Raw genomic sequence first — 15,834 nt, 5'->3', positions numbered from 1 at the left:
TCTCCATTTTATCACTCACCCGAGGTCGGCTCGTCCGGTTTGTCCCGATGACTGAGATGTGTGTCATACCCCAGATCAGCAATCCAGTCATTGAGTAACCGCGCGATATAAACCGAACGATGTTGACCGCCTGTGCACCCGACCGCAATGGTCAGATAGCTTTTACCTTCCTGCGCATAACGCGGCAAAATCGGTTCCAGCATTGCCTTCAGGCGGCTTACAAACCCGGCGAAGTCCGGGTCTTCTTCTATATAGTGCCCAACAGCCGCATTCATCCCGGTCATCAGGCGAAGCTCGGGATCATAATGCGGGTTGCGCAGAAAGCGAACGTCAAAAACAAGGTCGGCTTCTGCCGGCACGCCCTGACGGAACGAAAAGCTGCGCACAAAGATCGCCATGCCTTCGGTTTCGCCAATATCAAACTGGTCTTGCAGGATCTTACGAAGCTCGGCCGATTTCAGGCGCGATGTGTCGATCCGCATATCCGCCGTGGCGGCAATTGGCGCCATCAGGCGTTTTTCATGCTCGATCGCATCCACCAGTGGCCGGTCGTGGCTCAATGGATGCGGGCGTCTGGTTTCGGTAAAGCGGCGCTGCAACACGGCTGTGTCGGCATCGACATAAATCATCAACGGATCCATGCCCGTCTGATTGCGCAATTTGCCAACAATCTCGACAAACTGATCAACACCGAAATCGCGTGAACGGATATCAAGGCCAATGGCAATCGGCTGTTCCGGGCGACAATCACCGGGCACAAGTGCCGACAACATGCGAAGCGGCAGGTTATCCACCGCATCAAATCCGAAATCTTCAAGGATTTTAAGCGTCGTTGTCCGCCCGGCACCAGATACACCGGTGACAAGAACCAGTCCGCTTCTGCCATCAAAGGCGCCAAGGGCCGTATTCTGACTGTCAGAAGAATTCTGTGACGTTTTCTGCAAAACAGGGTCCTGTGGATTACGGTTCAAGGGTCATCTCACCGGTCGCGAGCGCCAAAGCTACTCCAATCTTAGCCTCAATGGCCAGATCGGATGCACATAATGTCCAACGCGGGATCGCAATGCCACAAAACTCTTCGATTGATGGTTCAGGCATGCGGTCGACCGCGGTCATATCATCGGTCAGATCAATCAGAACCCGCACGTCGCCCTCAGATTTTTGGGGCAAACCGCGCACGATCCCGATACCGCGCACTTCACACATTCCGGCAATCTGTTCGGGCGCACTGGCGATCAATCGTCCATCGCGCGCCGTCAAATCCGTTCGATCATCGGAAACAAGAAAGCCGCCCGTCTGTATCAGACGCAGCGAAAGCCCGGATTTTCCCGATCCGGATGGTCCACGCAACAGCACCGCATGGGCACCGATCCGGACACAATTTGCATGAAGCTGGGACATAATGGAAAAACGATGCTTGGCAGAAGTTGGGTTGTCAAACCCCAAACGTCGCAAGCGTGATCGACTTAACCTCCCGCATAGGCAAATCGCGCATTTGGGCGGCAAAAATCTTAGTCAAGCGGCAGGCGAATGGTAAAGGTCGCACCTTTGACGGTCTCATCAACCATGCGATTCTGTGCGCTCAGCTCCCCGTTATGGGCAGCAATGATTCGCTTGGAAATCGACAGACCAAGTCCCGAATGCTGACCGAATTTCTCGGTCGACGGGCGCTCGGTATAGAACCGGTTAAAGATCGCCTCTTCCTTGCCCGGTGGAATGCCCGGACCATCATCGTCAATCGTGATCACAGCCCAGTTCTTGTCACGCCATGCCCGCACGCGGACTTCACCGCCTTCCGGGGTAAAGGTGATCGCATTGGAAATCAGGTTCCTGAAGACCTGCGTGAGCCGGCTTTCAAGGGCCGGCACATTCAGGTTTTCGGGCACGGAGACCTTGATCGGCGGACCATCGACATCGGCGTTATAAAGCTCACCCAGCGTATGAAGCAGCACACCCAGATCGACTTCCTCGCTTTCGGCCCGCGACAGCTCGGCATCCATACGTGAATAATCGGAAATATCACTGATCAGGCGATCAAGGCGCTGCACATCCTCGGCAATGATTTCCATCAGGCGACGCTGGCGCTCCGGATCCTTAAGGCGGGTCGCTGTTTCCACCGCCGAACGCAGCGAGGTCAGCGGGTTTTTGATCTCATGCGCGACATCGGCGGCAAACCGTTCAATCGCATCCATGCGATCCCACAGGGTTTCGGTCATGTCGCGCAGGGTCGTCGACAGATCGCCAATTTCATCGCGCCGTCCGGACAGATCGGGAATGGCAAACTGGCGGTTCTTGCTGCGCCGGACCCGTTCGGCTGCGCGTGCCAACCGGTTAAGCGGCCGTGTAATCACGCCTGCCAGATAGATCGACAACAACACCGTGATGCCAAAGGCAAAAACAAAGATTTTCAGGATATCAAGCCGCACGGCATGCAGGGCATTTTCAATCGGCTCGCCGCTTTTGGTCAGCATCACCGATGCCAGAACCTGCTTGAAACGCGCAACCGGCACCGACACCGACAAAACCCGGCGCCCCTGACTGTCCACACGCACCACCCCGCGCGAATAGCCTGCGAGGGCAGCGCGTACTTCGGGGTAATCGGCCGCACTGGCCACAGGCGGATCAACATAAAGCGGCAAGGGCTGCTCACCCTCAAACAGGGTCAGGACCCCGTCGGTCAGTTTGCGCATGATGTCGGCAAAGGCATCTTCTTCACCAGGTGCGGGAAGTTCTTCGGCCTGAATGGTGCCCGCACCAAGCGACTGGATATTACGGCTATCGGCCAAAAGGCTGCCATTGGTGGCAAAAAGCCGTGTGCGTGCCCCGGTAATACCGACAAGACGGCGCACCATTTCACGCGCCACCTCGATTTTCACCCGGTTGGTCGCATCATCGCCGGAACTGACCGCCGATGTCGAAAGGGCCGCGGCATACATTTCCGCCTGCACGGCCATGGCTTCAAGTTCGGAATGAATAAGTTCCTGTTTATAGCGGCCCAGATACAAAATACCCGCCACCAGCACAAAAAGTGCCAGCGCATTCACAGCCAGAATCCGCCAGGTCAAAGGCGAAAACAGCCCGTGGCGTTCCTCTATCCGTGTCGTCCGGTGTTCGGACGGACCTGCGTTCTGGTCGTGATCACCAGTCCCAAGATCGCTCATTCAAACCTGCAATAACCGGCCCGGAATGGATCGGGCCCGCAAAAGAATGCGCGCCGAAGCCCATTGCTTCGGCGCGTCAGAAAATCTCTGATCAGCTCGCCACTGTTGCGGTATCGCGATAGCGATATCCCACACCATACAGCGTTTCGATTTCCTTGAATTCCTTGTCGGTCTCGCGGAACTTCTTGCGCAGGCGCTTGATGTGGCTGTCGATCGTACGGTCATCAACATAGATGTGCTCGCCATACGCCGCATCGATCAGCTGGTCGCGGTTTTTCACATGGCCCGGATGTTTTGCCAGCGCCTGAATAAGCAGGAACTCGGTCACGGTCAGGTTCACATGCTGACCTTTCCAGCTGCACATGTGGCGTGACGGATCAAGCACCAGGTCACCGCGCTGGATAACATCATCCGATCCGTTCGGGCGGACACCGCCAGCGCGCATGATTTCGGCACGGCGCAGAAGGGTGCGAATACGTTCAATCAGCAAACGCTGGGAAAACGGCTTCTTGATGTAATCATCTGCCCCCATGCGCAGACCGGTCAGCTCATCAACCTCGTCATCTTTCGATGTCAGGAAGATCACCGGCATTTCGGTTTTCTTGCGCAAATGGGTCAGAAGCTCCAGTCCGTCCATACGCGGCATCTTGATATCAAGCACCGCCAGATCAGGCTCTTCTTTCGTGATGGCATGAAGTGCCTCCGAACCATCAGAAAATGTCAGGACCTCATATCCTTCCTCTTCCAACGCCATCGACACAGACGTCAGGATATTCCGGTCGTCATCAACAAGTGCGATCTTACTCACCTGGACCTCATCTACTGGACAGATACATTTCACTCTTATGGTAACTATACAATTTACATTCCAATGTGGCGAAAAAATAACCGCTTGCGGCATAAATAAGGCCATTCAAATACACGCCCACAGAATGCCTGGGCGGCCTGTATTTGTTGACTTTATATCGCCACGCTCCCTAATTGGCGTAAACATGTCATCCAAGGCCAAACGCCCGGCATTTCAAAATGATCCCTGAGCACGGAGTAGATCGCGATTTTCTACTGGTTAAGCAATTTCAGCCGCGGAACCCTGATCTTTGCCGGGACGTTTATTTCGGCAATCGTAATCTGGGCAGCTGTCAGCTCGACCGGGAATTTGACCATTCGCGAACTGGAAAGCACAGGCGAAGCCCGCCTGACGCTTTATGACAGCTCATTACGTGCGGCAATTGATCGGTATCGCTATCTGCCCTATGTGGTGGCGCGCCATCATCAGGTGACCCGCGCGATCCAGGATCGCCGCACCGCGCAAACCGCCAACCTGTATTTGCAACAGGTCAATGACCAATCCGGGGCCGCCGCCCTTTATGTTCTTGATCGCAGTGGTGAAACCGTCGCCTCAAGCAACTGGAACACCCCCGACAGCTTTGTCGGCGAAGACTATTCCTTCCGGCCCTATTTCAATACGTCGCTTTCAGGCAAGGAAGGTTTCTTCTTTGGCATCGGGGTAACCACCGGGCGTGCTGGCCTGTTCATCTCCAACCCGATCCGCGAAAATGACGAAATCATCGGGGTGGTGGTCGTCAAACTTGAACTCGAAGAAGTCGAACAGAACTGGCAGGACGCGGGCGAAACCGTTTTTGTTGTCGATGCCGATGGTGTCATTACGCTGACCAGTCACGGCGACTGGAAATACAAAACGCTTTCGCCACTGTCGCCGGCCAATCGCGCGCGGATCGAAAACAACCGGCAATATCCCGGCCGCGCCTTGCCCTCCCTTGATGTCGGAAAGCAGCTGGCAAAGGGATCGGGCATCGTCGCCATTGATGGCCAGCGCTACCTGTTTGACAGCAAACGCATCCGCGGCAGCGCCTGGCGGATTTTCTATCTGACATCCATGGATCAGGTCACCGATCGCCAGGGGGCGGTGATGCTGATCGCGGTGATTGCCGGGGGCATGATCATTCTGGTCATCCTGTTCCTGCGCGAACGCGAACTCAAACTGGCCTCACAGCGCGAGGCACTTGAATTCGAACGCATTCAGGCGCTCAACACCCGCCTTGAAGAAGAAATCACCGAACGGCGCAAAACCGAAGAAGAACTGCGCGGCACGCAAAACGAACTGGTGCAGGCCGGAAAACTTGCCGCGCTCGGCCAGATGTCGGCTGCCATCGCGCACGAAATCAATCAACCGATTGCCGCGATCCGAACATTTTGCGCCAGTGCCAAGCTGATGATCGAACGCGGCAAAACCGAAAAGCTTGATCAGAATATCAATCAAATCTCGGCCCTTACCGAACGCATGGGGTCGATCACCGGTCAGCTCAAGACATTCTCGCGCAAATCCACCGGCGTTCTGGAGCCGGTTGACCTCAAGGTCGCACTCGATAACACGCTGCAATTGCTAAGCCCCCAGTTGCAGCAGGAAGAATGCACCCTTGAGCGCAATGAACCCGAAACCCCGCTTGTCATTCGCGCCGACCTTGTGCGCATCGAGCAGATTTGCGTGAACATCATCCGCAATGCACTGGATGCCATGGCGGGCAGCGCGCCCAAGCGCATCTATATCGATCTTTCGGAAACCCAAACCGATGTCATCATGCGCATTACCGATACGGGGCCTGGCATGAATGATGAAACATTGTCGCTGCTGTTTGATCCGTTCTTCACCACCAAGGACCCCGGTCAGGGTGTGGGATTGGGGCTTTCGGTAACTTATGGCATTGTGCGGGACTTCGGCGGCAGCATAAAAGCCTATAATACCGAAACCGCCGGGGCCTGCTTCGAAGTCCGCCTGCCGTTACTCAAGGGTAAAACATCGTGACCACCAAAGACCGCGCGCAAGACAGTGACGCCGCACCACAGATCACGCCACACATCATCATCGTCGATGATGACGAAGCCATGCGCGTCTCCCTTGCCCAGTGGCTGGAACTGTCTGATTTCGATGTCACGGTCTATGAGGATGCCCGCGAAGCGCTCCATGACATCAATCCCGATTTTGCCGGGGTGATCCTGACCGATGTCAAAATGCCCAAACTCGATGGCATCACCTTTACCCGCTCGGTCCTTGCCGCCGATCCGGACATTCCCATTATCCTCATGACCGGTCATGGCGATGTTCCCATGGCGGTCGAGGCGATGAAAAGCGGCGCCTATGATTTCGTTGAAAAACCGTTCGAACCCAAAGACATCGTCGAAAGCCTGGAACGCGCCATTGAAAAGCGCCGTCTGGTCATTGAAAACCGCAATCTGCGCCGTCAGATCGCAAGCCGCGGCAGCCTTGATTCACGCCTGATTGGCAATTCCGTTGCCATGCGCAATCTCAAGGATGAAATTGCCAATATCGCCCCCACCGAAGTTCCCGTGCTGATTTCGGGTGAAACCGGCACCGGCAAGGAACTGGTTGCGCGCGCCATCCATGACCTGAGCGACCGCCACGATGAAAAATTCGTCGCGGTAAACTGTGCAGCCATCCCTGAAAGCACGGCCGAAAGCGAACTGTTTGGCCATGAAAAGGGGGCCTTTACCGGGGCAGCCAGCCAACGGATCGGCTGGATCGAACATGCGATTGGCGGCACGCTGTTTCTCGATGAAATCTCAAGCATGCCACCGGCCCTTCAGGCCAAATTGCTGCGCGTCATCGAACAGCGCGAAGTCGTGCGGATGGGCTCGAACGCGCCGATCAAAGTCGATTTTCGCCTGATCTGTGCCACCAACGAGGATCTGGTTGCCGCCGTTGCCGAACGCAATTTCCGCGAAGATCTGCTGTTTCGCATCAACACCTTTGAACTGTCGATCGCACCGCTGCGCGAACGCCAAGACGATGTTGCGCTGCTGTTTGATATCTTCGCCGAACGCGCGGCCGAGCGGTTTGAACGCCCCTATGAGCGGGTCACACCGGTTCTGATCGCCCAGCTTCGGGCCCATGACTGGTCGGGCAATGTGCGCGAACTTAAAAACATGGCCGAACGCTATGTGCTTCTGGTCGGCAGCCCCGAAGAACGCTTCAAACGCCTGTTCAAGGGCGGCTTTGAATCCTCGACCCCGCAATCAACCGATCTGGCACTCGCCGAACAGCTGCGCGAGTTTGAAGAACGTGTCATTCGCGATGCGCTTGACCGTCATGACGGCAACGTCAAGGCGGTGATGGAAGAACTCGACATCCCGCGCCGAACACTCAATGAGAAAATGAAAAAGCTCAACATTCGGCGCGACAAATTCGCCTAAGCCATTGCTGCAATGCAATAATTTATTCGCACTTGCAATAAATCGGCAAGATTCCGCCGATCGATTTCGGTAAATCGGCAAGATTATGCCGAATTGCGGAATTGAACACCTCTAAGTCATTGATTTGTAATTGTGATTTTTATTCATCTTTTGGCATACTCATTGCAAATATGAGCCACAAAATGATAAACTGACAAAAACCTCGAGGGAGAAGATCAAGCAGCCGGTCCCAGTCGGACGGAACAAACGGCTGTCTAAAATCATCTCTCAAACTTGGTTCTGAATTGCGCCCTGCATCTGATCGGCACCTATTGGCTCGATCCTGATCAGGTGGCCGCAGGGACCCAAAAACAACAGACCCGGATAACGGGTCATGCATGAACATGAAGAGCCATATTCTGAAAAGATCTTTTGGATCTATTCGTCGTTAAGAGTGTTAACCCAAGGGAGGACTACTCATGAAGCTCCGTACTCTGCTTACTGCAGCAGCCGCAGCCATGATGCTGACCGCCGCACCTGCGTCGGCACAGCAACTGTCAATCGCGACCGGTGGTACCGGTGGCACCTATTATCCGTATGGCGGTGGCCTTGCGGAACTGATCACCAAATACGTTGATGGCTCCAGCGCCGTTGCCGAAGTTACCGGCGCATCCGTTGAAAACATGGGCCTGATCGCCCGTGGCGACAGTGACATCGCAATCGGCCTGGCTGATACCGTCTATGCCGGCTTCACCGGCACCGGCAAATTCGAAGGCCGCACCCTTGATAACGTTCGCGCTCTGGCGTCGATCTATCCGAACGCAGTTCAGATCGTCACCATGGCCGACAGCGGCATCAACGGCCTTGCCGACCTTAAAGGCAAGCGCGTTTCTGTTGGCGCACCGGGTTCGGGCACCGAAGTTTCGGCCCAGACCGTTCTGAACGCCAATGGCATCACCTATGATGACATCGAAGAACAGCGCCTGAACTTCAACGAAACCGCTGATGCGCTGCGTGATGGCGACATCGATGCCGGTTTCTGGAGCGTTGGTCCGCCCACCAGCTCGATCCTTAACCTCGCAACCACGCGTGACATCAAGCTGATCGCGCTGACCGACGAAGAAATCGTTGCTGCCCTTGATGCAGAGCCGACCTTCGCTGCCTACGCCCTGCGTACCGGCATCTATGAAGGCGTCGAAGCACCGGTTAACACCGTATCCACCCCGAACGTTCTGTTCGTAAGCGAAGATATGGACGAAGAACTGGCATACCAGATCACCAAGACGCTGTTTGAAAACGTCGACGAGCTGATCGCCATTCACCCGGCTGCAAACGACACCACGGTTGATTTCGCTCTGAACTCGACCCCGATCCCGATGCATCCGGGCGCGCTGCGTTACTACGAAGAAACCGGTAACCCGGTTCCGCCGCAGCTCTATCCATGATCTTGAATATGTTGGGGCGGCCAGTTTTGGCCGCCCTTCTTCTCCTGACAGCAGCGTGTGCGGGTCAGACCTATCAGGACCACGTCAAACCCGGCACCGTCATTGATCATCTTGAGGTGATCGGTGAGGACGGGTCGCTTCTGGCCAGAACCGAAATTCCGCGTCAGACCGGCTGGTGCCTGTATTGGAACCACTCTGTCACCGGTGATGGCGTAATTGATTGTTATGTCGACGATCTGGGCAAGATGGTTCTCCATCGCGCCTATCAGCCCGACTTTGCGGCAGGACTTGGTCACTATCCCGGTCGCGGTATTCTGACCAGCGCAGAAGGCGGCGGATACTGGATCGAAGATATCGACGAGCCTGTGCGCAACAACGCCTATGTGTTACGTGTGGGCTCACTTGCGGTTAATCATCGCATCGTCACCGACCGTGACGAAATCAACCTTTCAAAGATGGCTGAGCACACCCGTGTCACCATCCGCCTTGATACCGAGGAATAAGTCCCATGTCCGAACAGGCACCGCTGCCTTCCATGACGGATCGATTGCCACAGCCCAAGCTGGTCTTGATGGTAATTTCGATTGTTGCCGTCGCGCTCTCTCTATTCCAGATGTATGGCGCAGGGATCGAACCGCTTGGCCTGTTCTATCAACGCAGTATCCACCTTGCGTTCGTGATGTTCCTCACCTTCCTGATGTTTCCGGCATTTGGCAGCAATAAAAAGCGCGGCGCGCTCGGCTGGGTGATTGATATCGCCTTCCTTGCCGGTGCCTTCGCGACGGGCTTTTACCTGTCCTTCTATCTCGACGAGATCATCAATCGCGCGGGCTTCTGGAGCGACACCGACCTGATCATCGGCGTGATCGCCACCGTCACCGTGCTCGAGGCCAGCCGCCGTGCCGTTGGCCTTGGCATGACCGTGATTGGTATTGTCGCGATCATTTATGCCCTGTCTGGTCCGCGTGGCGCCCTGCCTTGGGTTGGCGAATGGCTGCCCGGGATCCTTTCGCATCGTGGCGCCAGCATTGATCGCCTCGTCGGTCAGCTTTACCTCGGTCAGGAAGGCATCTATGGCCTGCCGATGGGGGTTGCGGCGACTTATATCTTCATGTTCGTGCTGTTTGGTGCCTTCCTTGAAGTCACCGGTGCGGGCAAATTCTTTATCGACATGGCCTATGCTGCGACGGGCAAAAAGCCCGGCGGTCCGGCCAAGGCCGCCGTTCTGGCATCGGCTGGCATGGGCTCGATCAGTGGGTCGGCCATTGCCAACGTTGTCACCACCGGTGCTTTCACCATTCCGCTGATGAAAAAGCTCGGCTACCGTCCAGCACAGGCCGGCGGTGTCGAGGCAGCAGCCTCTACCGGTGGTCAGATCACCCCGCCGCTGATGGGCGCGGGTGCGTTTCTGATTTCTGAATATACCCAGGTGCCGTATCTCGAAATCGTGCTGGTTTCGATTTTCCCGGCCATTCTCTATCTCGGGACGGTTTATCTGTTCGTGCACATCGTTGCGCTCAAACAGGGTATGCGCGGTATGCCGGTCGAAGAACTTCCCGACTGGAAAGAGGTTCTCAAGGAAGGCTGGCAGTTCATCCTGCCACTGGGCATTCTGATTTACCTGCTGGTGCTCAATATCTCGCCGATGCGCGTTGGCTTCTGGGCCATCCTGTCGGTCATGGCGGTTGCCGCCCTGCGCTATGCGCTGTGGTTCTTCTTTGTTGCCCCGCAACAGGGCGAAAAGCCAAGCCACGACAAACTGGTTGCTGCCATCCGCAAGGGCATTGCCATCACGCTGGCCGCCCTTGAACTGGGTGCGAAAAACGCCGTTGCCGTTTCGATGGCCTGTGCGGTTGCCGGCATCATCGTTGGCGTTGTCGGCCTGACCGGTCTGGGTCTGAAATTCTCGTCCATGATGATCGCGTTTTCGGGCGGCAACATCGTTCTGGCCCTTGTTCTGGTCCTGATCGCAAGCCTGATCCTCGGCATGGGTCTGCCGGTCACGGCATCCTATATCGTTCTGATCGTGCTGGTGGGTCCGGCCCTTTCCAACGAGTTCGGCATTCCGCTGCTGATCGCCCATCTCGTGGTCTTCTGGTACTCGCAGGACAGTAACGTCACACCGCCCATTGCATTGGCGGGCTTTGCGGGGGCTGCCATCGCCAACGCCAGTCCCATGGAAACCAGTGTGCAGGCATGGAAGTTTGCCAAGGGTCTTTATCTGATCCCCGCCTTCATGGTCTTCAACCCGGAAATCATCGAAGGCGGTTCGATCCAGATCGTTCTGTGGACCGGCTTTACCGCCATCCTGTGTCTGGCTGCCTTTGCCTCCGCCCTTGAAGGCTATCTGTTTGCGCCGATGGATCTGTTCTCGCGGATCATCGTCGTGCCGGCGACTATCGGTGTCTTCTATCCGGACTTCCGCGCAGAAGTCGCAGGCACCCTCGTCCTTCTTGCGGTTCTCGCCTTTAACTGGTGGCAGGGCAAAAAGAACGGCCCGACCCCGGCGGTCGCGGCAAGCTAAATCATTCCTACCTCAAGGAAACTACTGGCCCGCAAGCGTCATGCTTGCGGGCTTTTTCTTTGCGCACCCCATCCATGCGGGCGGGTAGACAGCTGCCCTTGCCACCGATAAATTCCTCATACCATTTAATTTACGCGCCCCACTCTTTGACGCGCCCACTCTTGCCCGCCGGAACCTGCATGCAATTTCTGTCCTTGCTCCGACAAGCGCCCCGCCAACTGGCCTTTGGCGCGCTCCACAGTTTCGGTTCCTCCTTCGGGCAAACCTTTCTGGTCGCACTTTTTGTGCCGTTTATTTCGGCCAGCCTTTCGCTCAATGAAACCGAGTTCGCCAACATCTATGCCGGCATCACCATCGCCAGTGCGCTGTGCCTGCCGGTGGTGGGTCGCTGGATCGACAAGGTCGATATCCTGTCCTACAGCTTGGCGACCATGGCGCTGCTTGCACTTGGCTGTGTGCTGATTTCGCTGGCAAGCAATGTCTGGATGCTGATCGCAGCCCTGTTTGTGCTGCGTCTCGCCGGCCAAGGCTTGATGAGCCATGTCAGCATGACCGGCATCGCGCGTTATTTCTCGCGCAGTCGTGGTCGGGCGCTGGCGATTGCCAGTTTCGGCTTTCCGCTCGCCGAGGCGATCCTGCCCGCGACCTTGCTGGCCCTGATTGCTGCCTTTGGCTGGCGTACCACCTATGCCGGATCGGCCGCCTTTATTCTGATCGTGCTGCTGCCGGTTGCGATCTGGCTGATCCGACGCGATAAAACATTCCGCAAGGCGCCGGTAAAATCAAACGAGTCGCCAAGCACATCAAACACCGACAGCACCAAAACGGCCGAGTCCCCGACACGCGATTCTCAAAGCGATCACCCCCGCCTGTTCAAGTCTCTTTATGTCTGGTTCTGCATGCCGATGCTGGCCGCCCCGCCACTGATCATGACCGCCCTGTTTTTCCATCAGGGCGCAATTGCCAGCCACAAGGGTATTGATCTTGGCTGGTTTGCCGCCGGCTTTACAGTCTTTGCCATCACATCGGTGCTGGGTGCCTTTGGCAGCGGTCCGCTGATCGACAAACATTCTGCCCGCCGCCTGTTTCCCTGGCACCTGATCCCCATGATGGCCGGCATTGTAATCCTTGCCGCAACAAGCACACCGTGGGTCATCCTGATCTATATGGGACTGGTCGGGATTACGACCGGCTTTGCCACCACCTTGCGCACCGCCATCATCCCGGAACTTGTGCCGCTTGATGAAATCGGTGCGGTGCGCAGCACATTGACCGCGGTCATGGTTTTGGCATCCGCCATGGGTCCGGCGATTTATGGCTGGATGTTTGCCGCCGACATTTCGATTGCGATGATGCTCGTCATTACACTGGTGGCATCCGCCGTCGTCAGTGTGGGCTCGTGGTTCTCGGAGCGGCCGGGCTTTTATATGCCGCCGGGTATCGCCCCAAACCAAGCCGATTAACCAAAAAAATGGCCCGGATCACAAAAGTGACCGGGCCAGTCGGGAAAACAGCGTCAAATAGGGAGGAAGACGCTAGATAGAAACCGTAGTCGTAGTCCCTGCCTGCGGGAGCACCTCTTGGGGAGGAAAATCAATCAGTGCTCAACCGCATGCAGTTAGGAAAGTTCGTTAGGCTGCACCGCCAACGGTACCTGCCGGGTGTTTGACGTCTTTGTCAGCACCTTTGAACAGGTTACGGAAGAAGGCGCCTACGAATTCAGCGCGGAGCTGCTGACCTTTGCGTACACCTGCCTCGATTTCGGTGGTGGAGATGTAGCGGGTGGTGATTTCTTCGTAAGTGGCCATGGTGACCTCCTCAAAATTTCGTTCGTTGCGACGCCGTGTCGCTCTCGATGAACCCAATCTAATTTCCTTTACGGGGAAAGAGAATTACCTCAATATGCACATTACTTGTGAATGTCCGTCATAAATAGGAAGCCCGAATATGGATCGCGCCGCGGAAATGGAAATCTTTGTCCATGCTGTCGAGGAAGGAAGCTTCTCGGCCGCTGCAAGGACAATGCGCCTGTCACCGTCAGCCGTCTCGAAATACATCTCGCGCCTTGAGGATCGCCTCGGCGCACGCCTTTTGATGCGGACCACCCGTCAGCTCAGCCTGACCGAAGAAGGCCGTGCCTTTTACGAACGTGCGCGCACGATCCTAAACGAGATCGAAGAAGCCGAAGAAGTCGTCACCCAGCTTTATGCCGCCCCGCGCGGGACCCTGCGCATCAACGCATCGGTCGCCTTTACCAAAATGCAGGTGGTGCCACTGATCCCGGAATTCCTTGCGCGCTATCCTGATGTGCGGATCGAATTGACGCTTGATGACAAATTCACCGATCTGGTCAACGATGGCTATGACCTTGCCATTCGTCTCTCAGCGCTTGAGGACTCGTCACTGATTGCCCGTAAATATGCAGTCAACCGACGCATGATCGTCGCCTCCCCGGAATATCTCGAAAAGAACGGCATTCCGCGCAAGCCCCAGGAACTCGAAAACCACAACTGTCTACATCTGTCATCGCGCGAAAGCTTCAATGACTGGCATTTCGAAACCCCGGACGGCCATGTGTCCTTCCGCGCACAGGGCTCATTCTCGGCCAATGATGGCGACGTGCTTCACGAGGCGGTTCTGGCCGGGCTTGGCATGGCGCGACTGGCGGAATACCTTGTGCACGAAGATATCCGCACCGGTCGCCTGACCCCGGTTCTGACCGAATATGTCCATGATCAGGCGTGGATTTCGGCGGTGTATCCGCATAAGCGCCACCTCTCGCCCAAGGTTCGCGCCTTTGTGGACTTCCTGGCTGAAAAATTCACCCCGGTCCCGCCTTGGGAGCTCGGCTTCCGCGATGCCCGTGCCGTGCGCCGCAACAGTGACGGCACCACGGATACGACGACAACCGCACGCGACCTCGGAAAATAAGAGAAGGCAGAGAAGGCCAGTCGCCCTAAAACATCAGGGCTTCCTGATAGGCTTGGAAATCAAACCGGAACTGCCATTCCGACGAATTGGACAGATCATCAAGAATGCGGCTTTCGCCTGTGCGCGCAAAGCCGCATTTCTCATAAAAGCGATGCCCGGCCTCAAAGCGCGTATCGGTCCACAGCATCACGGCTTCACATTCCGGATGCGTTTGCCCCAACCACGCCAGCGCCTTGCCCATCAGCTTTTGCGCCATGCCCTGCCCGCGTGCGGCCGGATGCAGATAGACCTTATGCAACTCACCCTCGCGGGTTGTGACATCATATTTCACCCCGAAGCAGCCCACGACCCGATCCTGATCATCAACCGCAACCCACATCCGGCCATTATCGGCCTTGAAGTCATCGGCAATCGCATCAAGTTCGGGAAATTCCCCGGCGCGATCAAACACGCAGCCGGGATAATCGGCAAAGACCAGCGCGATCAGATCGGCAATGCCGTTCCCATCACGGTTAAAGGCCGGCCGGATCGTCAATTCGCCAACCGTATCAGTCGTAATGTCGCTCATCAGCCCAACACGACTCCCTTGGCAAGCTTATCATACCCGCGCAGCACTGCATCGGTATCCATCACAGATTTGCCCGGCCGCTGGATCCGCGTTGGGCGCAGCGCGCCTGTGCCACAGCCAATTGTCAGTTGGTCATCAAGGATCTCGCCCACCGGCCCGGACTGATCAATCACCTCGGCCGCCTGAACCTTGATACGTTCCTTGCCAAGCTCGAAATAGGCCCCCGGCCAAGGGGTAAAGGCGCGGATTTTCCGCTCGAGTGCTGCCGCATCATCATTGAAATCAAGCTTGGCCTCAGCACGCTCAAGCTTGGCGGCATAGGTGACACCCTCTTCCGGCTGCTTGGTCGCGGTAACTTCGCCTTTCGGCAGCTTGTCCAGCGCCTCGACAATCAACTCCCCGCCAAGCTTGGCCAGATCATCATGCAGGGCATTGGCATAGGTGTCCGAGGTAATCGGCAGCTCGCCAATCAGAAGCATGTCACCGGTATCAAGCCCGACATCCATCTGCATGATGGTGACCCCGGTCGCCGCATCCCCGGCCAGAATGGCGCGTTGGATCGGGGCTGCCCCACGCCAGCGCGGCAGAAGCGACGCGTGAATGTTCAAACATCCATATTTCGGCGCATCCAAAATGGCTTTCGGCAGGATCAGGCCATAGGCCGCAACCACCGCCACATCCAGATCAAGGTCGGCAAAGGCCTGCTGTTCCTCGGCCGATTTCAGCGACACCGGATGACGCACCTCGATGCCCTGCTCGGCCGCCCAGGCATGGACCGGGCTTGGCGTTTCCTTGTGCCCACGGCCCGCCGGGCGCGGCGGCTGGGAATAGACGCAAACCACATCATGCCCGCGTGCAACCAGATCCTTCAGCGCCACAAGGGCAAAGTCCGGGGTTCCCATAAAGGCAATGCGCAGCTTGGTCATATCGCTCGTCCATTCATCTCTTAAGGCATCTTTTGACTCTTCTGGCGGCAATTTGGCGCTATCCTGCGCA

14 protein-coding genes are annotated in these 15,834 nt (G+C 56.5%); 7 read left to right on the top strand and 7 right to left on the bottom strand.

The genetic code is table 11. The annotated features are described in order from the left end of the window. Positions 1–11: 11 nt before the first annotated feature. From rapZ to ACXAF0_RS03420, 4 genes are all read right to left on the bottom strand, one after another. A complete protein-coding gene (rapZ, locus tag ACXAF0_RS03435; RefSeq protein ID WP_475343750.1) occupies positions 12–944 on the bottom strand; it encodes an RNase adapter RapZ in 933 nt (310 codons plus the stop codon). A gap of 16 nt (positions 945–960) precedes the next feature. After that, positions 961–1,401, bottom strand: a complete 441-nt coding sequence (locus tag ACXAF0_RS03430) for an HPr kinase/phosphorylase (protein ID WP_475343748.1) — start codon at positions 1,399–1,401, stop codon at positions 961–963. Positions 1,402–1,511: 110 nt separating this feature from the next. Then, positions 1,512–3,161: a stimulus-sensing domain-containing protein gene (locus ACXAF0_RS03425; protein ID WP_475343745.1), complete on the bottom strand. Its 1,650-nt coding sequence runs from the start codon at positions 3,159–3,161 to the stop codon at positions 1,512–1,514. 91 nt (positions 3,162–3,252) lie between these two features. Then, positions 3,253–3,969 carry a response regulator transcription factor gene (locus ACXAF0_RS03420; RefSeq protein WP_475343741.1) on the bottom strand — a complete coding sequence of 239 codons (717 nt, stop codon included), beginning with the start codon at positions 3,967–3,969 and terminating at the stop codon, positions 3,253–3,255. A gap of 348 nt (positions 3,970–4,317) precedes the next feature. Here ACXAF0_RS03420 and ACXAF0_RS03415 point away from each other — a divergent pair, with 348 nt between their 5' ends. The 6 genes from ACXAF0_RS03415 to ACXAF0_RS03390 all read left to right on the top strand — a co-directional run bounded on the left by ACXAF0_RS03415 (position 4,318) and on the right by ACXAF0_RS03390 (position 12,802). After that, positions 4,318–5,985 carry a sensor histidine kinase gene (locus ACXAF0_RS03415; RefSeq protein ID WP_475343739.1) on the top strand — a complete coding sequence of 556 codons (1,668 nt, stop codon included), beginning with the start codon at positions 4,318–4,320 and terminating at the stop codon, positions 5,983–5,985. Then, complete coding sequence (locus ACXAF0_RS03410) at positions 5,982–7,391, top strand: sigma-54-dependent transcriptional regulator (RefSeq protein ID WP_475343735.1); 1,410 nt, start codon at positions 5,982–5,984, stop codon at positions 7,389–7,391. Before ACXAF0_RS03415 ends, ACXAF0_RS03410 begins: the two co-directional genes overlap by 4 nt. A gap of 458 nt (positions 7,392–7,849) precedes the next feature. Further along, positions 7,850–8,815, top strand: coding sequence for a TAXI family TRAP transporter solute-binding subunit (locus ACXAF0_RS03405; protein ID WP_475343731.1), 966 nt, complete (start codon positions 7,850–7,852; stop codon positions 8,813–8,815). Then, a complete protein-coding gene (locus tag ACXAF0_RS03400; RefSeq protein WP_475343729.1) occupies positions 8,812–9,318 on the top strand; it encodes a DUF1850 domain-containing protein in 507 nt (168 codons plus the stop codon). Before ACXAF0_RS03405 ends, ACXAF0_RS03400 begins: the two co-directional genes overlap by 4 nt. Positions 9,319–9,323: 5 nt before the next feature. Then, positions 9,324–11,339: a TRAP transporter permease gene (locus ACXAF0_RS03395; protein WP_475343728.1), complete on the top strand. Its 2,016-nt coding sequence runs from the start codon at positions 9,324–9,326 to the stop codon at positions 11,337–11,339. A 179-nt stretch (positions 11,340–11,518) separates the two neighbouring features. Continuing rightward, on the top strand, positions 11,519–12,802 hold the full coding sequence (locus tag ACXAF0_RS03390) for an MFS transporter (protein ID WP_475343724.1): 1,284 nt from the start codon (positions 11,519–11,521) through the stop codon (positions 12,800–12,802). 168 nt (positions 12,803–12,970) lie between these two features. Here ACXAF0_RS03390 and ACXAF0_RS03385 read toward each other — a convergent pair whose 3' ends face one another. Beyond that, positions 12,971–13,147, bottom strand: coding sequence for a hypothetical protein (locus ACXAF0_RS03385; RefSeq protein WP_200892705.1), 177 nt, complete (start codon positions 13,145–13,147; stop codon positions 12,971–12,973). 139 nt (positions 13,148–13,286) lie between these two features. On the opposite strand from ACXAF0_RS03385, the gene ACXAF0_RS03380 reads away from it, so the two are divergent. Continuing rightward, positions 13,287–14,270 (top strand): LysR family transcriptional regulator, encoded by a 984-nt coding sequence (locus ACXAF0_RS03380; RefSeq protein ID WP_044830178.1) that lies wholly within the window; start codon positions 13,287–13,289, stop codon positions 14,268–14,270. Positions 14,271–14,295: 25 nt separating this feature from the next. Here ACXAF0_RS03380 and ACXAF0_RS03375 read toward each other — a convergent pair whose 3' ends face one another. Together ACXAF0_RS03375 and fmt are read right to left on the bottom strand one after the other, a co-directional pair. Beyond that, positions 14,296–14,838, bottom strand: a complete 543-nt coding sequence (locus ACXAF0_RS03375; protein ID WP_475343720.1) for an N-acetyltransferase family protein — start codon at positions 14,836–14,838, stop codon at positions 14,296–14,298. Then, on the bottom strand, positions 14,838–15,764 hold the full coding sequence (fmt, locus tag ACXAF0_RS03370) for a methionyl-tRNA formyltransferase (protein WP_475343719.1): 927 nt from the start codon (positions 15,762–15,764) through the stop codon (positions 14,838–14,840). Before fmt ends, ACXAF0_RS03375 begins: the two co-directional genes overlap by 1 nt. Positions 15,765–15,834 lie beyond the last annotated feature (70 nt).

Source organism: Thalassospira sp. ABD4_177, from assembly GCF_056160125.1.
Note: the sequence above shows the minus strand (reverse complement) of the source record. Positions and strands in the feature narration are given on the sequence as shown.